Consider the following 22,950-nt stretch of genomic DNA (forward strand, 5'->3'; position numbering starts at 1 on the left):
ATGTCGTCGCATCAACGACACTCAACTTGTCATCACTTCGATGACATGTTACAACCGAAGACAGGTGAACGCATTGGCGGCAGTGCCCGACCCGAACCTTGGAGGTGTCCCCCATGTTGATGCGCACCGATCCCTTCCGTGAGCTCGACCGGCTCACCCAGCAGCTCCTGAACACGAACGGCACCTGGTCCCGGCCCTCGCCGATGCCCATGGACGCCTACCGCGAAGGCGAGGAGTACGTGATCGCCCTCGACCTGCCCGGTGTCTCCACCGACGCGATCGACATCGACGTCGAGCGGAACATGCTGACCGTCAAGGCCGAGCGGCGGCCCGTCGCCAAGGCCGACGACGTACAGATGGAGCTCTCCGAGCGGCCCCTGGGCGTGTTCTCCCGCCAGCTCGTGCTGGCCGACACGCTGGACACCGAGCACATCAAGGCGGACTACGACGCGGGAGTGCTGACCCTGCGCATCCCGATCGCCGAACGCGCCAAGCCCCGCAAGGTCTCCATCGGCGGGGGCTCCGCGCACCGGGAGATCAGCGGCTGATCCCTCCCGGTCGGTGCCGGGGACGGGGAGTCGGCCCGCGTCCGGGCCACTCCCCGTCCCTCCCGCATCCCCTCCACTCGCCTCCACCCACGCAAGGGAGCAGCGATGGTCATGCGTTGGGAACCATTCCTGGACCAGATCAAGGAACGCGGCGCGTACGAGACTCCCCAGGAAGCCGAGCGTGCGGCCCGTACGGTACTGGCGCTGCTGGGCGCCCATCTGGTGGGCGAGGTACGCGCCGAACTGGCGGCCCGGCTGCCGGAGGAACTGGCCCTCATCCTGCTCAACCCGCTCCAGGCACGTGAACCGCTGTCCCCCGAGCGGTTCGTCCGGGCCACGGCGGCATGGATCGAGGGAGCCACTGAACGGACCGCGGCCTGGGACGTGAGCGCCGTGCTCAGCGTGACCGCGGAGGCCGCGGGCGAGGAGCTCGCCGACCGCATCCTGCTCCAACTCCCGGTGGGCTACGACCTGTTGTTCGGCCACACGCAACACGTATAGCCCGCCGACCCCTTCCCCCGTCCCACCTCATCCGACCTCATCCCAGACGAGAAAGGCGACCGCGTCAGCCATGATTACCCAGCAGCAGAAGCCATGCCGGTCCACCGTGGGCATGACGTTCGAACAGATGCTGGAAAGAGTGCGCTACGAGGGCGCGTACCCCACCCGCGCCCAGGCCGAGGAGCGTGTACGCGCCGTACTGGCCGCCCTCGGACGCCAGGTCACCGGCGATGAACGCGTGGAACTCACGTCCAGGCTGCCGTACGAGGCCGCCGTGGTCTTCACCAGCCAGTTCCCCTCCGCCGAGCCCCTCACCGGCTGGGACTTCGTCAAGGACCTGGCCTCCCGGACCGGCGCCTCGGTGGCCACCACCCGCTGGGACACCGGCACCGTCCTGCGCATCGTGGCCCAGCTCGCCGACGAGGCTCTCCTCGGCCGCATCCTCGCCCAACTCCCTTCCGGGTACGCCCTGTTGTTCGGCCGCGCCGAACTCATCCAGGCGGCCTGACGGCGGGTACGGACCGGGAGGCGACCGGACGGCCGTCGCATCACCCCGCGTCGGCCCGTCGGGGTTGAGCGGTTGTTCGTCGGCTGCGGGCCAGTGGGGGGCTTGTCGCGCAGTTCCCCGCGCCCCTTAAGAGCCCGCCCAGCTGGGGCGCCTTTAGGGGCGCGGGGAACTGCGCGATCAGCCCCCACCGGCCCGCAGCTCAACAACCGGCCCCCCGCTCTGGCACCCACCGCGGCGACGGCGGGCCGACCCGGGCCGGGCACGGTCAGATGCGGACCACGATCTTCCCTCGTGTGTGTCCGCGTTCGGCGTGCGCGTGCGCTTCCGCGATCTGTTCGAGCGGGTAGGTCCGCTCGATGCGCGGTGTGTAGTGGCCCAGTCGGCCGAGTTCGCCTGCTTCGGCAAGGAGTGTGGAGTCATTCTCCGCGTTGGCCAGATGCACGCCCAGGCGATGCGCGTTGGTGTGATCGGCGATCGTCGACACGCAGGCAGGGTCGCCCACGATCGCGACGAGATCGGCCAGGGACCCTGAGGCAGCGGTGTCGAGCGCGATGTCGACACCGTTCGGAGCCAGGGTGGCGAGGCGTTCCGCGAGGCCGGTGCCGTAGGTGGTCGGAACGGCTCCGAGAGAGGTGAGGAACCCGTGGTTGCGCTCGCCGGCCGTCCCGATCACGGTGGCGCCCCGAGCCACCGCGATCTCGACAGCGGCACTGCCCACACCTCCGGCGGCCCCCTCCACCAGCAAGGTGCGCCCCCGCAGAGGACCGAGCACCTTCAGGCCGCCCATCGCGGTCACAGACGCCAGACCTGCGCCGGCGGCCTCCTCGTCGGTCCAGGTGGCAGGCGCCTGGGCCCAGGCCGAGAGCACCGCCAGCTCCGCGCTCGCGCCGGTGACGCCGCCCAGGCCGAAGACACGGTCGCCGATGCTCACCCCCTGCACGCCCTCACCGATCTCATCGACCACGCCGACGGCATCCCGCCCGGGGATCGCGGGCAGGTCCACGGGGAGCATCTGGCGCGCCGCTCCGGAACGCACCTTCCAGTCGACGGGGTTGACGCCGGCCGCCGCCACGCGGACGCGTATCTCGCCAGGTCCGGGATGCGGATCCGGCGCCTGCTCGACCACAAGGGTCTCCACACCGCCGTACTCGTGATACCGGGCTGCGTGCATGTCGCTCTGCCTCTCCACGCGGCCTGAAGCGGCCGTTATCGAGATCAATGGTGATGTTTCGGCGAGTGCCGATGCCAGCTACGCTAAAACCTGACGTCGGCGTCAGGGGCAAGTCGACATCCGAGCGGGCGCGCAACATGCTGCGTCTCCGGCAGCCGGGCCGCCTTCGGACTGGACATGGTCGTGGTCACGCGAGCCCCCCATTGCTCATCAGCAACTGCCCGTTGACCCACTGCCCCTCCTCGGAGCACAGGAAGTCGACGAGGTGGGCCGTGTCCTGTGGGGTGCCCAGGCGGGCCAGGGGGGTGTGGCGGGCGATGTTCTCCCTGGCCTCCTGCGACATCCAACCGGTGTCCACCGGGCCGGGGTTGACGACGTTCGCGGTCACCCCGAGGTGGGCGAGTTCGCGGGCCGCCGCCAAGGTGATGCGGTCCAGCGCTCCCTTGCTCGCCCCGTACGGCAGGTTGCCCACCGTGTGGTCGCTGGTGAGACCGATGATGCGTCCGGTTCCCGGGGGTGATGTGAAGCGGCGGCCGAACTCCCGGATCAGCAGCCAGGTCGCGCGTGCGTTGACGGCGAAGTGACGGTCGAAGCTCTCCAGGGTCGTGTCGAACAGGCCCGAGTCGACCGACTCGCAGTGACACATCACCAGCGCGGTGACACCGGCGGCCCCCGCGTCGCCGCCCATCCTGCGCTCGACCTCGTCGAAGACGTGCGCCGGAGTGTCCGGGTCGGCGAGGTCCGCCTCGATCGCCGTGTTCGCGGCGCCCCGCGCGGCCAGGGACCGGGCGATCGCCTCGGTCGCGCCCGGCTCGGCGCCCCAGGACATACGGGCGTCGTACGGGGTCCAGTAGGTGAAGGCGATGTCCCAGCCCGACGCCGCCAGACGGTCGGCGATCCCGGCACCGATACCGACCGTGCGGCCCACTCCGGTGATCAGGGCGAGCGGGCGGGGCGCGGGAAAGGTCGTCACGGTCCTGGATCGTTTCCGACCGGCGGTCGCTCGGCAACCGCTTTTCCGTAGGTTCCACACGGATCAACTGAAGAGCGGGCGGATGAGGATCACGACCCACGGAACGTTCCGCCCGGCGCCGACGCGAAGAGCACGTGGTCGAGACTGGTGAGCAACCTCCAGGACCTGGCCCCCACTACATCAACCTCATGGCTATCTGAGCGTGGACCGGGGTGTCGACGGCGCGGCGGTCGCCGTGTCGGTCATCACGTTCCCGTCGGGCTTCCTGACGACCATCGCGTTCCTGCTGATCGGGGTCGCCTTCGGGTTCGACGACTACAGCCCCGGCCCGGACTCGTACGCGCCGTCCGTGTACGCGATCGCGGGCATCGTCCAGGTGCTGCTGGCCTGGTTGGTCCTGAGGGCGCTCAGGAAGAGGGCTCGCCAGTAGGTATCCGCAGGCTGAGATGACGACGGCCCGCCGGTTCTTCCGGCGGGCCGTCGTCGCGTCCGCGTACGTCCGCTCAGGTCACGCGGCCCGCTCAGGTCACGCAGCCCGCTCGGCCCGCTCAGCTCGCCGGCCGCCGAAGCCGGCCCGCGTACCGCCGCTCCAGCTCCAGGTTCCCCTCGAACCCCCCGGGCACGTTCGCCGACACGTACACCGGCGGACGCTCGCCCGCCGCGATCAGCGTCGCCGCCGTCTCCGCGACCGTCATCTGCACCAGGAGCACGCCGGTCAGGGTCGACAGGGCACACACCGCGCCGCCGCCCGGGAGTTCGAGGAGCGCGTCTCCCGTGGGTGCCTCGTTGTCCAGCACCACGTCCGCGATGTCCGCCAGCTTCCTGCCGCTGGAGTGGCCCGCCGGGACCGTGCGGGTGTGGGTGAGGGAGGTGATCGCGAGGATCCTGTGGCCGCGTTCCTTCGCGTGCAGGGCCATCTCGACGATGACGTTGTTGACGCCCGAGTTGGAGATGATCACGAACAGGTCGGCGGGGTGCGGCGCGGCGAGTTCGTACAGGCGCTCGGCGATGCCCGGTTCGCGTTCCAGGAGGGGGTCGTCGAGCGTGCCGGGGTCCGCGCCGCCGTAGAGGACGAGGTCGGCCATGCTCAGCCGGTTGGTGGGGACGAGGCCGCCGGCTCTGCCCGCCAGTTCCAGGACGAGGGCCTGGGAGTGGCCCGTACCGAAGGCCTGGATGACGCCGTCCGCGCGGATGCAGTCCGCGATCAGGGCGGCGGCGCGGGTCACGGCCTCCTGGACCGGCTCCGACCCGGCGATGCGGTCGAGGACGGCCCGGCTCTCGCGCGCGAAGCCCTGGGCGCTGACGGCGGACTCGACGGACACTCGGCACTCCCCACCGGTGGATTGAACCACCCGCTACATCTCTATCGGTGAATCAATAAATCACACGGTACGGGCTGCGGGCAACGTGGCCAGGCCCCTCCCCTCCCGTGGTCCCGGTCCCGGCCTGGTCCTGGCCTGGCCCTGGTCCTGGAATTCAAACTGACCCTCAGACGGTGGCTGGTACATTCTTGTTTACCCTTCAGTACAGCAGCACAGCGCCGAGGAGACCGGGTAACCGTGATGCCCCCGACTGACGTCACCACCCTCATCCGTACGGAGCTGCCGCGCCTCGCCGGCTCCCTGCGGAAGGTCGGTGAGCTGATCCTCGAGGATCCCGCCGCCGTCACCCACTGCTCCGCCGCCGAGCTGGGCCGCCGTACCGGCACCTCCCAGGCCACCGTCACCCGGTTCTGCCGTGCCATCGGCCTCGACTCCTACCAGCATCTGCTCATCGAGCTGGCCCAGGAACGCGGTCGCGGCGAGGTCTCCGACTGGGGCACCGCCGAGATCGGGCCCGACATCTCCCCGGACGACAGCCTGGAGCGGGTCGTCCAGGTCGTCGGCAGCGCCGATCTGCGGGCCATCCAGCAGACCATCGACCGTATCGACCTCGACTCCATGGAGCGCGCCGGCCAGGCCGCCGCCCGCGCCCGGCGCATCGACGTGTACGGCGTCGGGGGCAGCGGCGCGGTCGCGCAGGAGACCGAGACGCGGCTCTTCCGCATCGGGTGCGCGGTGCGCGGCTGGACCGAGGTGCACGGCGCCCTCACCTCCGCCGCCCTCCTCACCCCCGCCGACGTCGCCATCGGCATCTCGCACTCCGGCTCCACCCGCGAGACCATCGAGCCCTTCGAACTGGCCAAGCAGCGAGGCGCCACCACCGTCGCCATCACCGCCGACCCGAAGTCCCCGCTGGCCCGCGCCGCCGACGTACGGCTCATCTCCTCCTCCTCGGAGACCAGCTTCCGCACGGAGAGCATCGGCGCCCGCCATTCCGTGCTCGTCCTCATCGACCTGCTGTACGTCCGGGTCGCGCAGCTCTCCTACCAGCGCGCCAGCGCCTCCCTCGCCCTCACCGACCACATCGCCAGGGAGCACGCGGTGAGGTCCCGCCGCACCCGCTGAACCCCACCTGTGGGGGGCCGCGGTGACGCGCCCCCCGACAGGGGCGCGGGGCTGTGACACTGGCGGCTCCGCCGCGGGGCGCGACCAGCCCCCACCGCCCCGCGGCCAGAACACGCCCCCTCCCGCGCCCTCGTCGGCCGCCGGAACCTAAACGCAACACGGCACCCCATTGACCTCCGATGAATTCTGGTCCACATTTTCATCACTCGGAGTCAAGATTGGTGAATTGAACCAGCACTCACCATCCAGGAGGGCAGCAGCATGCGCGCAAGAAGACTGACCGGATCCCTGTCCGCTCTCGTCGTACTGACGTTGACCGCCGCCGGCTGCGGCCTCTCCGGAGGCTCCGACGACAACGGCGGCGCCACCGCGGGCGGCTGCTCGGTCGACAAGGGCAACGTCGGCTCCGGGAAGCTCACCGGCGACGTCAAGGGCAAGATCACGTTCCAGACGACCAACCTGAAGAAAGACTTCGGGAAGTACTTCAACGGGGTCATCGCCGCCTTCGAGAAGGCCCACCCGGGTACGAGCGTCAAGTGGATCGACGACCCGGGCGACAGTCAGTTCACGCAGCGCCTGGTGGCCGACGCGCAGGCCTGCACCCTCCCCGACGTCGTGAACCTGAACGTCAACACGTCGATCGCCCTCACCAAGGCCGGCTACCTCCTCGACCTCGACAAGAAGGCACCGGGCTCGGGCGAGCCGTTCGGCGCCCCGGTGTGGAAGTCCAGCGTGTTCGCCGACGCCTCGGGGGCGAAGGTGCACAGCGCGTACCCCTGGTACTCCGGCGGTATAGCCCAGACCTTCAACGTCGACCTGATGAAGAAGGCGGGCCTGGACCCGGCCAAACCGGCCACGACCATCCTCGGCATGTTCGACGACGCCCTGAAGATCGCCAAGGTGTCCGACGGCAAGTACTACGCCACGGTCGCCAACCCGATCTGGCGCATCCCGGCGGACTGGCAGCAGATGGGCGTCAAGGTCCTGTCCGACGACGGCAAGTCGTTCACCTTCGCCGACGACCCGAAGACGGTGGCGTGGGTCGAGGCGATGACCAAGATGTACAAGGCCGGCGCCATGCCGAAGGACTCGCTCTCCTCCAACCAGGACGCGTCCACCCTCTACGCACAGGGCAAGCTGGTCTACGGCTCCACCAACCCCAACTACCTGCGCTTCATCCAGCAGAACAACCCGAGCGTCTACAAGAAGACCGGCGTCGCCCAGTACATGCTGGACGACCTCGGCCACACCGTCGGCGCCCCGCAGTACATCTCGGTGGCCGCGACGAGCAAGAACGCCGCGACAGCGTTGTCATTCGCCCAGTTCCTGACGAACGCCCAGAACCAGCTGGCGTGGGCGAAGGACCCCAACGTGGTCATCTTCCCGTCCACGACAGCCTCGTTGGACGACCCCTTCTTCCAGTCGGTCAAGGGAACGGACCCCTTCTCCGAGGCCCGCAAGATCGTCGCCGAGGACCGCAAGACGTCCACGGCCGACGAGATCGCCCTGTCCCCCGGTGAGTTGAACGCCATCACGGCGCAGGTGCAGCTGGCGATGCAGGGCAAGAAGAGCGCCCAGGACGCCCTCAAGGAGGCGCAGTCCAAGGCCGACGAGCTGCTGAAGCAGGGCAGTTGAGGATGACGGCCGTACGCACGATGCCCGACGGCGAGGCGCCCGCGACCGCTCCGGCGGCCCCGGGCGCCCCGGCGCCGCTCCCGCCCTCGCGGCTGCGCCGCGCGCTGAAGGCGGTCACCCCGGGTCCCACCCCGGACGCGGGCGGCGCGGCGATCTACCGCCGCTGGTGGCTGCCCTGGCTGTGGATGCTCCCGGCGATCGTCGGAGCGGCGGCCTTCGGTGTCTTCCCGTTCCTGAACACGCTGCTCCTCTCCTTCACCGACGCGAAACCGCTCGGCGGAGCGGCCGGCTTCGTGGGCCTGGACAACTACACCCGCATGCTCGGGGACTCGGACTTCTGGCTGGCGACCCGCAACAGCGTGCTGTACGCGGTGATCGTGGTCCCGCTGATGGTCATCCTGCCTTTGCTGCTCGCCGTGCTGGTGGAGAAGAACCTGCCGGGCATCGGCTTCTTCCGCTCGGCGTTCTACACCCCGGTGCTCGCCTCGAGCGTGGTCGTCGGGCTGAGCTGGCAGTGGCTGCTCGCGGACCAGGGCCTGGTCAACACCTGGCTGGAGAAGGCCCACATCATCAAGGGGGCCATCCCCTTCCTCTCCGACAGCTGGCTGATCCTGCTGTCGGCGATGGGGCTGACCCTGTGGAAGGGCCTCGGCTGGTACATGATCTTCTACCTGGCCGCCCTCGGAAACGTCCCGAAGGAACTCCACGAGGCGGCCTCGGTGGACGGCGCCGGCGCGGCACGCCGCTTCTGGCACATCACCGTGCCCGGCGTCCGTACGTCGATGATGCTGGTCGGCACCCTCACCGGCATCGGCTCCCTGCGGGTCTTCACGGAGATCTACATGCTCGGCGGCGCGACAGGCGGCCCCGGCGGCGCCGACCGCACCCTCCCCTTCTACATCCGGGACGTCGGCCTCGACCCGCTGAGCGGCAACGCCGGTTACGGCGCGGCGGTCAGCGTCGCCCTGTTCGTACTGACCCTGGGCCTGACGCTCCTGTCACAGCGCCTCATCTCGAAGGAGGACGAGTCTTGACGACCGTATCCCCGACCACCCCTGGGGCGGCGGCCCGCCGACGCTTTCGGCCCCGCTGGCGGGACTACGGCCGGCCGCGTGAACTCGTCGTCCGCTACCTGCTGTTGCTGTTCGTGCTGGCCATCACGATCGGCCCGCTCCTGTGGCAGCTGCTGGCGTCGCTGAAGGGCGTGGGCGAGGACGTCTTCGGCTCGAACGCCTCCCTGATCCCCCACCACCCGACGCTGCGCGCCTACCGCGAGATCTTCGACCAGGTCCCGGTGGGTACGTACATCAGGAACAGCGTGATGATCGCGCTGCTGTCGATGGCGAGCCAGCTCGCCTTCTCGACGCTGGCCGGCTACATGCTGTCCAAGCCGGGCTGGAAGGGGAAGAAGGCCGTCTGGGTACTGCTGCTGGCGTCGATGATGTTCCCCTTCGAGTCCATCATGGTGTCGCTGTTCCTGAGCATCCGCGACCTCGGCCTCGTCGACCACCTCGCGGGCGTGTGGCTGCCCGGCTTCGTCGGCGCGATCAACGTCCTGATCATGCGGGCGGCGTTCCTGGCGGTCCCGCGCGAGATCGAGGACGCGGCGATGCTGGACGGCGCGGGCGAGTGGAAACGCTTCCGCCATCTGTACCTGCCCTCGGCGTACGGGGCGATCCTTGTCGTCACCATCAACACATTCATCAGCGCCTGGGACGACTTCCTCTGGCCGCTGATCGTGCTCCGCTCGGAGGAACACTTCACGCTGACGCTGGGCCTGGCGAGGCTCCAGACGTCGTCGTTCGGGTACGACCAGCGGATGGTGATGGCGGGGTCCGTGATCTCGGTGGTGCCGGTGCTGGTGCTGTTCGTCATCACGCAGCGGTGGTTCTACCGGGGGGTGGCTTCGGGGGGCGTGAAGCTCTGAGGGGCGAGGGTTCCGGGGGGCGAGGGAGGGGGCGGGCGGGTGAGTCCAACTCACCCACCAGCCACCGAACTTGTGACACCCCCGTGACCGGAAGTATGGCCTCCGTCACACACGCAGGGCGCACACCCCTGATCAGATGACAGGATGCGCAGACGCCGACCCGCCCCCCTCCTGCCGGCCCTCGCCGCCACCGCTCTGCTGCTCACGGCCTGCGGATCGGAGCACTCGGGCACTGGGAACACCGGCGCCGACGCGGCCGGGGAGCAGTCCGTCGTACAGGTCGACGACCCGGGCAAGGACGGCGTACGGATCACTTCACTGACGCTTCCCGACCCCTCCGCGTCCCCGTCGCCCTCGCCCTCCCGCGATTACTCCGTGTCGGCCGACAGCCTCGGCTCGGACTCGGGCTCGGACCCGGGGGTCGTCGCCCACTACGAGGTCACCAACAAGGGCGCCGAGAGCATGACCTACTCGGTCGTCTTCACCTTCATGAGCGCCGACGGCGGGGCCATGTCCAACCAGACCGCGACCGTGCGGGACGTGGGCCCCGGGAAGACCGTGCGGGGCACGATCCGGGCCGGGGTGCTGCCGCCCACCACGCCACGGATCACGCAGGCAAAGGTGCTCGAGGTGACCAAGGTCCCCGCGAGCGAGGCCCCGGCCGCGCCGGGTACCTGCCCCGCCTCAGGGATCCGGGTGAGTGCGGACAAGGGCGACGCGGCCATGGGCCTGCGCGTGGTGGGCCTGCATCTCGACAACTGCGGTACGCGTGACTACACCGTGGACGGCTACCCGCTGCTGGAACTCCTCGACGACGCCCGTAAGCCCGTCACCGGCGTCAGGATCCTCAAGGGCAGCGCCGAGATCACCACCGGCGCCGGCCCCGACAGGCAGCCCCGCCCCGTCACGCTCAAACCCGGCGAATCGGCGACCGCCGCCCTGGTCTGGCGCAACACCACCGAGTTCGGCACACCGGTCAACGTGCCCTACGTACAGGTCCGCGCGAAGGCCGGCGCCACCCCGGTGACGGTGACCCCGAACCTCGACCTCGGAACGACCGGGAAACTCGGGGTCAGGCCTTGGGAGAAGGCGGAGGGTTAACGTGAACCGGTGAACCGGGGTTCAGGAGCCGGTGCTGTAGCGGCTGAGCATGAGGGCGACGGTTTCGTCCACGATCGCGGGGTCGGTGGGACTGGGCGGGACGAAGTCGGTCCGTACCAGTTGGGGCCACAGGAGCTGGCTGCAGATCATGCCCAGGAACTGTTCGGCCACTGCGGCCGCCGACTGTGTCTGTCCGTCGGCGGAGCGGAAGTCGAGTGTGCCGGCCTCCGCCTCAGCGTCCAGGTAGTCGCGGAGCCGGTCGAAGAAGGGGCCGCGGTCGATGGCGAAGCCGGTGCCGACGATGTCGGCGAGTTCCGGCATCTGGGGAAGCTCGGTGATGATCAGGCGGCACAGCGCTGCCGTGCCGGGCCGGGCGACCAGGCAGGCGTAGTCGCGGCCGATGTGGTCCAGACCGAAGCGGGGATCACCGGGCGGGGGCGCTTCGGCGTACTCCACGTCCAGCTGCCACTGTTCGGCGGTGACGGCCGCGAACAGCGCGGCTTTGGAGGGGTACCGCTTGAAGAGGGTGCCGGTGGAGACGCCGGCCTCCCTGGCGATCTGCGCGAGGGAGGTCTTGTCGTACCCCCGGGCGAGGAAGAGGTCGCGGGCGGCACTGATGATGCGCGCCCGGTTCTCCGCCTTGATCTGCGCGTGATACCCGGCTTTGGTCTGCGCGGGATCCCCGGCCCGGCATGTGTCGCCACCGGTTGCCGCTCGGTCCGCCACCGACATACCCACGCCTCTCGCCCGTCTCCCGGCCGCATCCTCGCTGTCAGAGAGCGGTCTGGCCTCCGTCCAGGATAAGGTCCTGGCCCACGGCGAAGGCGGAGACGTCGGAGGCCAGGTACACGACGGCTTCGGCGACCTCCTCGGGCAGACCCATGCGGCCCAGCGGGATGCCGGCGCTGATCCCCTCCACAACCGCCGCCTGCACCGCGGGGTCCTCGATCCCGAGCTTGGCGGAGGAGTACAGCGGGGTGTCCACCGGGCCGGGGCTGACCGCGTTTAGTCCCCCGCGTGACCCACAACCCCTCCCCCACCTACCTCACCGCGATCCGCGACTCCTACGACACCGTCGCCGCCGACTACGCCCAACTCGTCCCCGATCCTGCCGAGTTGGACCCGCTCTCCCGGGCCATGCCGGCCGCGTTCGCTGAAACCGTGCGTGCGGCCGGGCTCGGGCCGGTCGGGGACCTGGGATGCGGTCCCGGCAAAGTCACCGCCCACCTGGCGGGCCTGGGCGTGAACGCGTTCGGTGTCGACCTGTCGCCGAAGATGATCGAGCCGGCCCGCCGGGCGCACCCGGAGCCGGCCTTCACGGTGGGCTCGATGACCGCGCTTCCCATCCGGGACGGCGCACTCGGCGGCATCCTCGCCTATTACTCCACCCACCACACCCCACCCGAGCAACTACCCGCCGTGTACGCCGAGTTCCACCGCACGCTCACACCGGGCGGCCTCCTGATGCCGGCCGGACACGCGGGCATCGACGAGCACGTCCATCTCCGTCCGACCCAGGGCCACGGCGGCCATCCGGTGACCTACGAGTCCCACTGTCTGCCGCCTCAGCGGATCGCCGAGTTGCTGAGCCGGGCCGGGCTCCTGATCACCGCGCGGCTCATCCAGGAACGCGCCGACGGGGTCGAGCGGACCTACGCCACCTTCCTGGCCCGCAAGCCCGAACGCGCCCTGGCCTCATAGCCGCACCCAAGGCGACGGCCGCCGACACGCAGGCTCCCACCCGGCCGCGCCCGTACGAGGAGGGCCTGCTGTCGCAGTCGTCCGCGCTCACGCCCGCCGTTGTCAACGCCGGCTCCCGATCGCGTGATGCCGCGGACTTCCTCGGCTGGGGCCCGGAGGTCTGCGCGCCTCGGGAAGACGGCAGGTCAGACGGCTGCGGCATGAGCGGGGGCCTGCGTGTCGGCGGCCGGCTGCTCGACGGCCGGCTCCTCGGCGGCCCAGCGCTCGGGGCGTCGCAGCATCGTGAAGGCGATGACGAAGGACACGACGAGAAGCCCCGCTCCCACCGCGAAGGCGAGCCGGTAGCCGCCGGTCAGCGCTTCGGCCGCCGTACTGCCACCCGCCGCGAGGCTCTCGGTGCGGGCGGCCGCCAGGGTGGACAGCACCGCGACGCCCACCGCCATGCCGATCTGCTGGGTGGTGTTGAACAGGCCCGACGCCAGACCGGCGTCCTCCTCGCTCGCACCGGACATACCGAGTGTGGTCAGTGCGGGCAGCGCGAGGCCGAAGCCCGCCGCGAGCAGCATGACCGGAAGGAGGTCGACGAGGTAGTTGGCCTGCACGGGGACGCGGGTGAGGAGACCGAGGACGCCGATGAGGAGCACGATGCCCGCCAGCAGGACGTTGCGCTCACCGAAGCGGGCGTTGAGCCGGGCGGAGAGTCCCAGGGAGACGGCACCGATGACGGCGGCTGCGGGGAGCATCGCGAGGCCGGTCTCGGCGGCGCCGTATCCGAGCACCTTCTGGAGGTACAGAGCGACGAGGACCTGGAAGGAGAAGAGCGCGGCGACCATCAGGATCTGGACCAGGTTGGCGGCCGAGACGCTGCGCGAGCGGAAGATCCGCAGCGGCATCAGTGGGTTCTTCGCGGTCGCCTGACGGACGAGGAACGCGGCGAGCAGTACGGCGGCGAGGGCGCCGAAGCCGAGGGTGCGGCCCGATGTCCAACCGTTCTCACCGACCTCGACGACGGTGTAGATACCGAGCATCAGCCCGGCGGTGACCAGAACCGCGCTGATCACGTCCGCGCCCGCCTTGCGGCCCAGACCGACGTCACCGGGCAGGACGCGCACGGCTGTCGCGAGGACGGCGATGCCGATCGGCAGGTTGATGAAGAAGATCCAGTGCCAGTTGAGCGCGTCGGTGAGTACGCCGCCCAGGACCTGGCCGATCGACGCGCCGGCCGCGCCGGTGAAGCTGAAGACGGCGACGGCCCTGCCCCGCTCCCCCGGCTCGGTGAACAGCGTCACGAGGATGCCCAGGCTGACGGCGGAGGCCATCGCGCTGCCCACGCCCTGGAGGAAGCGGGCGGCGATCAGCAGGGCGGGCGAGGCGGCCAGGCCGGCCAGCAGCGACGCGGCGGTGAAGACGGCGGTGCCGGCCAGGAACATGCGCCTGCGGCCGATCAGGTCGCCGAGCCGCCCGGCCAGCAGAAGCAGGCTGCCGAACGCGATGAGGTAGGCGTTGACGACCCAGCTGAGGCCGGCCGGGGTGAACCCCAGGTCGTCCTGCATGGCCGGCATCGCCACGGTGACGATGGAGCCGTCGAGGATGATCATCAGCATCCCGGTGGCGAGGACTCCGAGGGCGAGTTGACGTGAACGCGGGGAGGCGGGAGAAGCGGGTGAGGGCGCGGGGCCGGATGCGGACATGCGGTCTCTCCTGTCAGTCGAGGCGACAGGAAAGACCGTAGCAGATGGTTTTGTTGCAGACTATTTATTTCGGAACTTCCACTCCCGCCCTGCCTCCCCGCTCATCTGGACTGGCGCGCCCGGCGGGCGGTACGAGGGGCCTCGACAGGGGTCGCCAGGCCGTTGCCGACCAGGTGCCGCAGGGCTCGCAGCAGGGCCTCTCGCTCACCTCCGGGAAGTGCGGCCAGGGCGTCGCGATGTACGCGGTCGACGATCTCCTGGCTCCGCCCGGCGACGCGGGCGCCCTCCTCGGTGACGGCGATGATCCGCGCCCGCCGGTCGGTACTGGACGGGCGACGCTCGGCCAGCCCCGCCTTCTCCAGGGCGTCCACCGTCACCACCATCGTGGTCTTGTCCATGTCACCGATCTCGGCGAGCTGGATCTGTGTGCGCTCCTCCTCGAGGGCGTGCACAAGCACGCAGTGCATCCGGGCGGTCAGACCGATCTCGGCGAGAGCTGCGGACATCTTGCTCCGCAGGACGTGACTGGTGTGGTCGAGGAGGAAGGACAGGTCCGGTTCGGTGCGCGCGGGGGTCATGGCGGTCATGCCTGTCAGCGTAGAACATTCGATCTGAAATGGATTATCCAGAACAGACCGTAAAGGGGCGTCGGGCCCGTCGGGGCCCGGTCCGGATTCACCGGACCGGACCCCGAACCGCGGTGCCGCTCCCCCCTTGCCCTCCCCGTCCTCAGGCGGAGGCGCCCGTGACCGCCGGGCCGGACCTGGTCACCGTGTACGTCAGGATCGCCCCGCTCCAGAAGTGGAAGGTGAGGGTCACGGGGGCGCCGTCGGTGACCTCGTTGAAGAACGCGGTCGGCAAGGTGATCGTGTCCGCGGTGTAGTCCACCGTGAAAGCCACGTTGAACTGCTTGTACGTCGTCCAGGACTGCGGACCGGCGGGGCTGCCGTCGGCGTAGACGGCTTCCATGGTCGCCAGCTTGTCCCCGTTGAACGCGGTGGGTATCACCAGCGAGGCCGTCGTACCCGTCGCGCTCGTCAGGACAGGCTTGTCATAGGTGATGACGTTGACGTCCCAGGGGATTCCGTCCGTGAACCGGAGGGACAGGACGGCGTTCGTGCCGTGCTCCTGCGACGCGGTCAGCCGGCCCAGTGTCGCCGCCGCGATCGTCAGCGTGCTGCCGCTGACGGTGTAGTCCACGCCTCGGACCAGGTGGCGGGTGCCGACGTCGATCCTCTTCAGTCGGGTGCCGTTGAGGTTCAGCGTGATCGTCGCGTCCGTGGGGGTTTCGCCCCTGGGCACGAAGAGCTGATCTGTGGAGGCGGTGCCAGAGCGCTCCGTCCAGCTGGAACGTATCTGCGCATAAAGGCCCGGGTCGTTCCACTGCATGGTGCGGCGGTTGAAACGGCTGCCGTTGTCCCACAGCATCGTGGTCAGGCCCCGGTAGCGGGCATAGTGGCCGAGATACTCGAAGTACTTGAGCGACTCCCCCTCCTCGACCGTCCCGGGGCCGGAGTCCCAGCCGAGCAGGCCGTACTCACCGACGACGACCGGGATCCCCTTGGCGACGAAGGACCTGTGCAGCAGGTCGAACGTGTCGGTCAGGTCCTGCTGGGTGGCCGCGTTGAAGGTTGTGTAGCCGGCGAGGTTCACGCTGAACGGCCAGAAGCTGTAGTAGTGGATCGAGGCCACGAGGTTGGGGTCGTCGAGCGCGGTGAAGGTGGCGAGCAGCGTGTCGATCTTGGGCTGATCCGGGGTGTCCCCCAGGGTCGGCAGGACCAGCAGCCGGTCGGCGTTGCGGCCGCCGCTCGCGCGCACGACGGAGTGGAAGGTCGTGTTGAGCTCGTCGATCAGGACGGCGTTCTGCTCGTCGCCGGAACTGCCGTTGAAGAATGGCTCGTTGATGCTCTCGAAGAGCAGTCGGCGCGGCTCGTCCCGGAAGGCGGCCGCGATCTGCCGCCAGGTGGCCGTGTACTGGGCCAGGACCTCGTCGTGCCGGGCCGGCATGGCCGGCACCCACTGCCACGCGTCGCCGTGCATGTTGATCAGGACGTAGAAGCCGTCGGCCAGGGCCCAGTCGACCACCTGCTTGAGCCTGGCCAGGAACACCGGGTCGAGGGTGTAGTCCGGAGCCGGGCCCTCGTGCTGGCCCCAGGTCACCGGGATCCGGATGCTCTTGAAGCCCTGGGCTTTCAGTCTGCGGAAGAAGGCCCGGGTCACCCTCGGGTTGCCCCACGCCGTCTCGTCGGCGCCGATGGCCTCGAAGCTGTTGCCCAGATTCCAGCCGGGCTGCATCTTCGCGACCACGTCCAGCGCGGACGCCGACGCGGCGGAACCGGTGGACCGGGCGGCGGCGGCCTGGGCGGCCGTCGGGGCGGACAACGCCGCGACGGCGAGGGCGGCGGAGGTCGTCATGACCTGACGGCGAGTGAAACCGGCTGAACTCGGCATAGAACTCTCCATTGAGTCGAAGGGCTTCCCCCCACGTCGAAGGCACCAACGGAGGCTTCAACGTCGAAGCGCTTCGACACGTTGCGGGAGCCTAGCGCACGGGGGCCACGGTGAGAACGGGGTGATCCGCGTGGAATGGCCATGGAGTTCCCAAGCTTGCGCGTCGAAGCGCTTCCCAAATCAACCGCAGGGTCGGCCGACAACCGCGCGGACCCCTGTCGGCCCCCGATCGGCCGGCACACGAACGAAAGCGCCGCCCACTCCGTCGGTACTCACGAGGGGCGGGCAGGGCGGCCGGCAGAAGCCGCGTCCTCGCAACTCGCGGCTCGCGGCTCGTACCTCTCGGGTCGCGGCATTCACCAGGAGGACGTCAATGAGCTGGGTCGGGCGATTCGCAGGCGCCGTGCAGACGGGCGCCGTACCGGCAGGCGCCGTGCTGGCAGCCGTCATGGCGTCAGCCTCGTGTGCAGCGGCGGGTGGCGGCAGCGCCGGTGAGGGGGCGGCGTCCTGCGCCTACCGGATCCTGTACGAGGGCCGCGCGTACCAGGACGTCGCCGACGCGGAGTTCACGATCGGCCGGCGACCCGGCGACGCCACCCTGCCGGCGTGCGACGACACCGGCGGCGAGGACGAGGCCGAGGAGGCGGGTACGACGTTGGCCGCCTACGAGGTGGCCGGCATCTCGCCAAGGGTGGCCGTCGCGGTCGGGGAGACACCGGGTGAGGCCGTCCTCGTCGCCGTCAGCACCGGCACCGGCACCGGGTTGCCGGTCGAGGTGAGGAAGCTGATCGACGGCTCGTGACAGCGGCAGCGGGCCGGGATCTCACCCCTTGGCTGCCTCCGCGATCCGCTCGGCGGCCTGGCCCGGTGTGAGGTGTGTGGTGTCGATGACCTCGGCCTCCTCGTGCAGCCAGGTGCGGGCCGCCTCCGCGTAGGGCTCGAGGTACCTGAGACGGAACGGGGAGTCGGGGCCGAGGACGGTGTCTCCGGCGATGCGTCCGCGCAGGGTGGCCTGGTCGGCGTGGAGGACGAAGTGGCGTACCGGGATGTCGTGTTGGGCGAGGCCGGTGCTGATCTCGCGCCAGTACTCCTCGACCAGGACGGTCATCGGGATCACCAGCGTGCCGCCGGTGTAGTCGAGTACGCGGCGAGCGGTCTCCACGACGAGGGGGCGCCACGGCGGCCAGTGCTGGAAGTTGTCCGTGTCGGGCAGCCCCGGTTTGATGTCCATGAGTGTCTCGCCGACCTTCTCGGCGTCGAAAACCCGGGAATCCGGGATCAGTTGCTGTACGAGAGGGCTGGTCGTCGTCTTGCCGGAGCCGTGGGTGCCGTTGAGCCATACGATCATGCGACCCGAGGCTAACGCTTCGCCGTCCCATTAGGGTGGCGCGATGGCGACTCGGATGATCCTTCTCAACGGCGGTTCCAGCTCGGGCAAGTCGGCGATCGTACGGTGTCTGCAGGCCGAACTGCCGGATCCGTGGCTGGCGTTGGGGTGCGACTCGTTCGTGGACGCCCTGCCCGCGAGGTTGCAGGAGTCGGACGCGGGGATCGAGATCGGGGCGGGCGGCCAGGTGAGCATCGGGGCGGACTTCCTGACCCTGGAGGCCGCCTGGCGGACCGGCGTCGTGGCGATGGTCCGGGCCGGCGCCCGGGTCGTCATCGACGACGTCTTCCTCGGCGGAGCGGCGTCCCAGCAGCGGTGGCGTACGGCTCTCGGGGATCTGCCCGTGCTGTGGGTCGGCGTCCGCTGCGAGAGCGCGGTCGCCGCCGGTCGTGAGGCCGCGCGGGGAGACCGGGCCGAGGGAATGGCCGCCGCGCAGGCGGACGTGGTGCACGAGGGTGTCGGCTACGACCTGGAGGTCGACACCTCGCACACCGAGTCCCTGACGTGCGCGCGCATCATCGCCGCCCGCGTCCACGGCGGCGAGGACTGACCACTGCCGGCCGCCCCTTTTGGGGTGGAGATTCGGATATGGGAATTCCGATAGGGGAATTCCCGTGGTGACTCACATCACACGCACTTCGGTACATCCATTTTGCGTGTCGTAAGTCAAAAAATAAGGAGAACTTGACTGCCAGGGCTGGCAGTTTACTCTTCCTATGCCGAAGTTCGGCAGCTGGCCGGGGGAAAAGGTCAGTAAGCGGAATGAGTCATTCTTGAAGCGAAGAATATTCCGGAAAAACTCGGCGAGAGGGCGTGCGCATTCCATCCGCGCACTGTTGCTCGCCTCGCTGCCCATGGCAATGACCGTCGGACTCCTCGGGCCCTCGCCCGCGTGGGCGGTCGACACGGATACCGACGCGGGCGCGGACGACACCGTCAGCGCGATTCCGGCCACCGACCGAGGCCGCGTCGTCGAGATGTGGAAGGCGGGCGGTCCGGGCGTCAAGGCCGCCGCCGAGATCGCCCTGACCGGCACCGCCGAGGATGTCCGCCGGTTCCTCGACACCGAGAAGAACGCCGCGGAGGTGCACGACGACCGGATCTCCACGATCCAGGTCCACACCTTCGGCGGCCGGGCCGTACGGGCGGCCGCGCAGACAGCGCTCTCCGGTACGCCGGAGCAGCTCCGCACCTTCCTCGCGACCGGCTGGCAGGAGCCGCTGAAGGAGGACCAGCGGGTCAAGGTCGCCCAGGTCATCAGCACCGGGGGCCGCGAGGTCCAGAAGGCCGGCAACGCCGCGCTGAACGGGACGTCCGCCGACGTACAGCGGTTCCTGGCCGAACGTCAGTTCACCGCGCGGGACAGTGACGAGCGGGTCCAGCTCGTACAGATCATGAGCACCGGCGGACCGGCCGTCCAGGAGTCCGCCAGGGTCGCCATGGAGGGCTCCCCGGCGGACGTCCGCGAGTACCTGGAGGTGGGCCAGCACATCGCGCGCGCCCGCGACCAGGAACGGGCCACCGTCGCCGAGTTGGCAGCGCGGGCCGCGGAGGCGGGCCGGCAGGCCGCCAAGGAGACCGAGGCCGCGAAGGACGCCTCCGAGCGCGCCGTCGCGGCGGCCAAGCTGGCCAAGGAGTCCGCGCAGAAGGCCGCGAAGGAGACCGAGGCCGCCAGGAACGACGCCGTTCGCGCCGCCGGTGCGGCGAACCGCGCCGCGGACGCGGCCAAGGGTGCCGCGAAGGCGGCCCAGCAGGCCATCGACGCCGCCCGCGCCGCCAACACCTCGGCCCGGGTCGCCTCGAACGCCGCCGCCCAGGCCGCGTCAGCTGCGGCCGGTGCCGCGCAGGCCGCTTCCCGCGCCCGCAGCGCGGCGGCCGACGCCGCCACCGACGCGGGCAAGGCGTCCGCCGCCCGCAAGGCCGCCGAGGACGCCCGGAAGATCGCGAAGAGCGCCCGCAAGGCGGCGGAGGCCTCCACGCAGGCCGGTATCGCCGCGGACGCCGCCGGAGTCGCGGCCAGGTCCGCGACGTCCGCCGGTGCCAACGCCGACCTGGCCGCCGACGCCGCCACCGAGGCCAGCGGCTACGCCGACCAGGCCGGTGCCAGCTCCGCCACCGCCCGCGCGGCGGCTGCGGAGGCCCGCCGCCAGGCCGCGGCGGCCACCCGTGCCGCCAACCAGGCCGAGTCGCTGGCGAAGAAGGCCGCGGCAGCCGCGTACGAGGCTCGGGACGCGGCCAACTCGGCCGCCGACCACGCCGAGAAGGCGGCCGCCGCAGCCGATGCCGCCGCCGATCACGCCGGTGACGCAGCGACCGCCGCCAAGGAGTCCACCGCCCACGCGGCAGCGGCGAAGACGGCGGCGGACAACGCGACCGCCGCTGTCACGAAGGCCAAGAAGACGCACGACCTGGCCCGTGAGATCGAGGCCGCGGAGCTCGCCACCCGCACCGAGCTCGGCATCAGCGAGGCCAGGCGGCTCAAGGCCGAGGACGACGCCGCGAAGGCCGAGGCGACCCGCGCGGCCAAGGAGGCCAAGGACCTCGACGCCGAAGCCGTACGTCTGGCCGCCGAAGCAGCGCAGCCCGGCACGGACCTCGCGGAGGTCGCCGACAAGGGCCGCCAGGTAGCCCTGCTGGCGATGAAGACCCGTGGCCCGTGGAGCCGTGCCGCCGCCGAGGTCGCCCTCGCCGGATCGGACGACGACATCGTCGAGTACGTACGCACCGGCTGGGCGGAGGCCGCCCGGCAGGACGAGCGCGCCCGCGCCGAACGGCTCGCGTACGAGGGCGACCTGGCGGACGTACGCACCGCTGCGGAGACGGCCCTGGCAGGTGACGCCGCGACGGTCTCGGCCTTCCTCGCCACCGGCCAGCACCAGGCCGCGGCGAGCGACTACCGCGTCAAGACCCTCCAGTTCATGACCGCGGGCGGAGCCGGCGTCAAGAGGGCCGGGCAGGCCGCGCTGGACTCCGGGTCGATCGACGCGCTCCGCGAGTTCATCACGACCGGCCGGTACCGCGCCCAGGAGGCCGACGACCGGATCCGTGCCGTCCAGCTGTCGGAGAGCGGCACGCCCGAGGTCAAGGCCGCGGCCCAGATCGCCCTGGAGGGACCGCCGCAGCTGCTGCGCGCGTTCGTCCTGAGCGGCCAGTTCAAGGCCCAGCGCAAGGACCAGTTGACCGCGACCCACGTGGCCCAGGTCCAGAAGCTGATCTCGGACGCGTTCAGCGTCGCGGCGACCGCGCAGCAGAACGCGGCCGAGGCCGCCCGGGTCGCGGCCCTCGCCCGCCAGGCCGCCGCCGAGGCCGCCGAGTACGCCAAGCAGGCGAAGGCCTCGGCGGACCAGGCGAAGGTCTACGCGGACCAGGCCCTCAAGTCGGCCAAGGACGCCGAGGCGTCGGCCGCGGCGGCTGCCGCCTCCGCGAAGGCCGCGCGCGCGGCCGAGGCCGACGCCCACAACGCGGCCCGGCAGGCCTCCGCCTCCGCGGCGCGCGCCGAGTCCTCGGCGGCCTCGGCCCGCAGTTCGGCCGACGGGGCATGGGCGGCGGCCAACCAGGCCCGCGCCGACGCCACCGCGGCCGGCAAGGACTCCGCTGCCGCGAACAAGGCCGCGAAGGACGCCCTCTCCGCCTACGTCCAGAAGAAGGCGGCCGAGGAGGCGGCCAAGCGGAAGGCCGAGGAGGCCCAGGAACTCCGGGAGGAGCGTGAGGCGTTCGAGGAGTTCATGCGGCTGAGCGACGAGGACTTCGACTGGGGGGCGTTCTTCGCCGACGGCGGTCACTTCCTGCTGGACGTCGGTGGACTCGTCCCGGGCTTCGGCGAGATCGCCGACGGCACCAACTGTGCCTGGTACGGCGCCGAGGGCGACGCCCTCAACGCGACGCTGTCCTGCGCCGGTGCGATCCCGGTCGCCGGCTGGGGCGCCGCCGGTGTCAAGTTCGGCAAGTGGGGCGAGAAGGCCTCGGGCTTCTTCAAGGGGCTGTTCAGCAAGGGCGGAAAGGTCATCAAGGGGTGCAACAGCTTCACCCCCGAGACCCCGGTGCTGATGGCCGACGGCAGCAGCAAGCCGATCAAGGACATCGCCGAGGGCGAGAAGGTCCTCGCCACCGACCCCGAAACCGGCACGACCGAGGCACGACAGGTCGACAACGTCATCACCGACGCCGGCCAGAAGAACCTCGTCGAGCTCACCGTCGACACGGACGGCGACAGGGGCGGTGCCGTCGGCACCGTGACCGCCACCGAGGGTCACCCCTTCTGGCTGGTGAACCGCGGCGCCTGGACCGACGCCGGACGCGTCGAGCCGGGCGACCAGCTGCGCACGCCGAGCGGTGCGACCGTCGAGGTCACCGCGATCCGGGCGTGGACCGCGTTGCAGCGGGTGTTCAACCTGACCGTCAACCAGATCCACACCTATTACACCCTCGCGGGGGACGCGCCGGTACTGGTCCACAACACGACCTGCCCGACCGGATTCGCGGACATGGGGGGCGACTACTTCACCTCGCCGGCCGGGCTCGTCTACGGCCAGATGGGCAGAAGGAACCAGCACCGCATCGACCACATCATGGAACACGCGTCGCCCAAGCCCAACAAGCCCGACCACGACATGTTCAACACGATCGACCAGGACGAGATCCTGCGGCTGGTCGACGAGGCATGGACGAAGAAGGGCAGTCCTGACCCGAACGACCCCGGCGCCTACATCGTCGATCTGTACAGAGAGATCGGCACGGCGGGACAGACCAAAATGAAGGTCGTCGTGATCCCGGGGAGCAATCCGCCCCAGATCGTCACGGCATATCCCTGGCGTCACTAGCAACACCTGAACAGGGGCCTGTGCCGGAGCCGAAGCCGCGGCGGACTCTCCGGCACAGGCCCCCTCGATGCGAAAACGAAAACGAAGGC

The 22,950-nt window shown here is 70.2% G+C and carries 21 protein-coding genes and 1 pseudogene; 13 read left to right on the forward strand and 9 right to left on the reverse strand.

Going from position 1 to position 22,950, the window contains the following annotated elements:
- Positions 1-113 precede the first annotated feature (113 nt).
- From PV396_RS36490 to PV396_RS36500, 3 genes are all read left to right on the forward strand, one after another.
- Positions 114-548, forward strand: coding sequence for an Hsp20/alpha crystallin family protein (locus PV396_RS36490; protein WP_319212125.1), 435 nt, complete (start codon positions 114-116; stop codon positions 546-548).
- 105 nt (positions 549-653) lie between these two features.
- Positions 654-1,049 (forward strand): DUF2267 domain-containing protein, encoded by a 396-nt coding sequence (locus PV396_RS36495; RefSeq protein WP_319212127.1) that lies wholly within the window; start codon positions 654-656, stop codon positions 1,047-1,049.
- 112 nt (positions 1,050-1,161) lie between these two features.
- Entirely contained in the window at positions 1,162-1,557 is a 396-nt protein-coding gene (locus PV396_RS36500) for a DUF2267 domain-containing protein (protein WP_319212129.1), read from the forward strand.
- 265 nt (positions 1,558-1,822) lie between these two features.
- Here the strand turns inward: PV396_RS36500 and PV396_RS36505 are convergent, their stop codons facing one another.
- Positions 1,823-2,728, reverse strand: a complete 906-nt coding sequence (locus PV396_RS36505) for an NADP-dependent oxidoreductase (RefSeq protein ID WP_319212131.1) — start codon at positions 2,726-2,728, stop codon at positions 1,823-1,825.
- A gap of 187 nt (positions 2,729-2,915) precedes the next feature.
- A complete protein-coding gene (locus PV396_RS36510) occupies positions 2,916-3,701 on the reverse strand; it encodes an SDR family oxidoreductase (RefSeq protein ID WP_319212132.1) in 786 nt (261 codons plus the stop codon).
- A 202-nt stretch (positions 3,702-3,903) separates the two neighbouring features.
- On the opposite strand from PV396_RS36510, the gene PV396_RS36515 reads away from it, so the two are divergent.
- Positions 3,904-4,131 carry a hypothetical protein gene (locus PV396_RS36515; RefSeq protein ID WP_319212134.1) on the forward strand — a complete coding sequence of 76 codons (228 nt, stop codon included), beginning with the start codon at positions 3,904-3,906 and terminating at the stop codon, positions 4,129-4,131.
- A gap of 118 nt (positions 4,132-4,249) precedes the next feature.
- Here PV396_RS36515 and PV396_RS36520 read toward each other — a convergent pair whose 3' ends face one another.
- Positions 4,250-5,023 (reverse strand): SIS domain-containing protein, encoded by a 774-nt coding sequence (locus tag PV396_RS36520; protein ID WP_319212136.1) that lies wholly within the window; start codon positions 5,021-5,023, stop codon positions 4,250-4,252.
- 240 nt (positions 5,024-5,263) lie between these two features.
- Between PV396_RS36520 and PV396_RS36525 the strand changes: the two genes are divergently transcribed.
- The 5 genes from PV396_RS36525 to PV396_RS36545 all read left to right on the forward strand — a co-directional run bounded on the left by PV396_RS36525 (position 5,264) and on the right by PV396_RS36545 (position 10,811).
- On the forward strand, positions 5,264-6,148 hold the full coding sequence (locus tag PV396_RS36525; RefSeq protein WP_319212138.1) for a MurR/RpiR family transcriptional regulator: 885 nt from the start codon (positions 5,264-5,266) through the stop codon (positions 6,146-6,148).
- Positions 6,149-6,409: 261 nt separating this feature from the next.
- Entirely contained in the window at positions 6,410-7,783 is a 1,374-nt protein-coding gene (locus PV396_RS36530) for an extracellular solute-binding protein (RefSeq protein ID WP_319212140.1), read from the forward strand.
- A gap of 2 nt (positions 7,784-7,785) precedes the next feature.
- Positions 7,786-8,817: a sugar ABC transporter permease gene (locus PV396_RS36535; RefSeq protein WP_319212142.1), complete on the forward strand. Its 1,032-nt coding sequence runs from the start codon at positions 7,786-7,788 to the stop codon at positions 8,815-8,817.
- Positions 8,814-9,710, forward strand: a complete 897-nt coding sequence (locus tag PV396_RS36540; protein ID WP_319212143.1) for a carbohydrate ABC transporter permease — start codon at positions 8,814-8,816, stop codon at positions 9,708-9,710. Before PV396_RS36535 ends, PV396_RS36540 begins: the two co-directional genes overlap by 4 nt.
- Positions 9,711-9,854: 144 nt before the next feature.
- The gene (locus PV396_RS36545; protein WP_319212145.1) at positions 9,855-10,811 is read left to right on the forward strand and encodes a DUF4232 domain-containing protein; all 957 of its coding nucleotides are present in this window, start codon (positions 9,855-9,857) and stop codon (positions 10,809-10,811) included.
- Positions 10,812-10,832: 21 nt separating this feature from the next.
- On the opposite strand, the gene PV396_RS36550 is transcribed toward PV396_RS36545, so the two are convergent.
- Both PV396_RS36550 and PV396_RS36555 read right to left on the reverse strand, forming a co-directional pair.
- A complete protein-coding gene (locus tag PV396_RS36550; protein ID WP_319212147.1) occupies positions 10,833-11,543 on the reverse strand; it encodes a TetR/AcrR family transcriptional regulator in 711 nt (236 codons plus the stop codon).
- 40 nt (positions 11,544-11,583) lie between these two features.
- Positions 11,584-11,805 (reverse strand): annotated as a pseudogene (locus PV396_RS36555) (SDR family oxidoreductase); the annotation flags it as partial.
- 23 nt (positions 11,806-11,828) lie between these two features.
- On the opposite strand from PV396_RS36555, the gene PV396_RS36560 reads away from it, so the two are divergent.
- Entirely contained in the window at positions 11,829-12,512 is a 684-nt protein-coding gene (locus tag PV396_RS36560; protein ID WP_319212149.1) for a class I SAM-dependent methyltransferase, read from the forward strand.
- Positions 12,513-12,697: 185 nt separating this feature from the next.
- On the opposite strand, the gene PV396_RS36565 is transcribed toward PV396_RS36560, so the two are convergent.
- The 3 genes from PV396_RS36565 to PV396_RS36575 form a co-directional block, all read right to left on the reverse strand.
- The gene (locus PV396_RS36565; protein WP_319212151.1) at positions 12,698-14,203 is read right to left on the reverse strand and encodes an MFS transporter; all 1,506 of its coding nucleotides are present in this window, start codon (positions 14,201-14,203) and stop codon (positions 12,698-12,700) included.
- Positions 14,204-14,304: 101 nt separating this feature from the next.
- Positions 14,305-14,790, reverse strand: a complete 486-nt coding sequence (locus tag PV396_RS36570; protein ID WP_319212153.1) for a MarR family winged helix-turn-helix transcriptional regulator — start codon at positions 14,788-14,790, stop codon at positions 14,305-14,307.
- Between the two features lie 142 nt (positions 14,791-14,932).
- Positions 14,933-16,618, reverse strand: a complete 1,686-nt coding sequence (locus PV396_RS36575; RefSeq protein ID WP_319212155.1) for a cellulase family glycosylhydrolase — start codon at positions 16,616-16,618, stop codon at positions 14,933-14,935.
- Positions 16,619-17,027: 409 nt separating this feature from the next.
- Between PV396_RS36575 and PV396_RS36580 the strand changes: the two genes are divergently transcribed.
- Positions 17,028-17,456, forward strand: a complete 429-nt coding sequence (locus tag PV396_RS36580; protein ID WP_319212157.1) for a DUF6281 family protein — start codon at positions 17,028-17,030, stop codon at positions 17,454-17,456.
- A 21-nt stretch (positions 17,457-17,477) separates the two neighbouring features.
- On the opposite strand, the gene PV396_RS36585 is transcribed toward PV396_RS36580, so the two are convergent.
- On the reverse strand, positions 17,478-18,002 hold the full coding sequence (locus PV396_RS36585; RefSeq protein ID WP_319212159.1) for an AAA family ATPase: 525 nt from the start codon (positions 18,000-18,002) through the stop codon (positions 17,478-17,480).
- Positions 18,003-18,045: 43 nt separating this feature from the next.
- Here PV396_RS36585 and cpt point away from each other — a divergent pair, with 43 nt between their 5' ends.
- Both cpt and PV396_RS36595 read left to right on the forward strand, forming a co-directional pair.
- A complete protein-coding gene (gene cpt, locus PV396_RS36590) occupies positions 18,046-18,591 on the forward strand; it encodes a chloramphenicol phosphotransferase CPT (protein WP_319212161.1) in 546 nt (181 codons plus the stop codon).
- A gap of 304 nt (positions 18,592-18,895) precedes the next feature.
- Complete coding sequence (locus PV396_RS36595) at positions 18,896-22,861, forward strand: polymorphic toxin-type HINT domain-containing protein (RefSeq protein ID WP_319212163.1); 3,966 nt, start codon at positions 18,896-18,898, stop codon at positions 22,859-22,861.
- The last annotated feature ends 89 nt before the right edge of the window (positions 22,862-22,950 follow it).

The organism is Streptomyces sp. ME02-8801-2C (assembly GCF_033793965.1).
Taxonomy (GTDB): Bacteria; Actinomycetota; Actinomycetes; order Streptomycetales; family Streptomycetaceae; genus Streptomyces.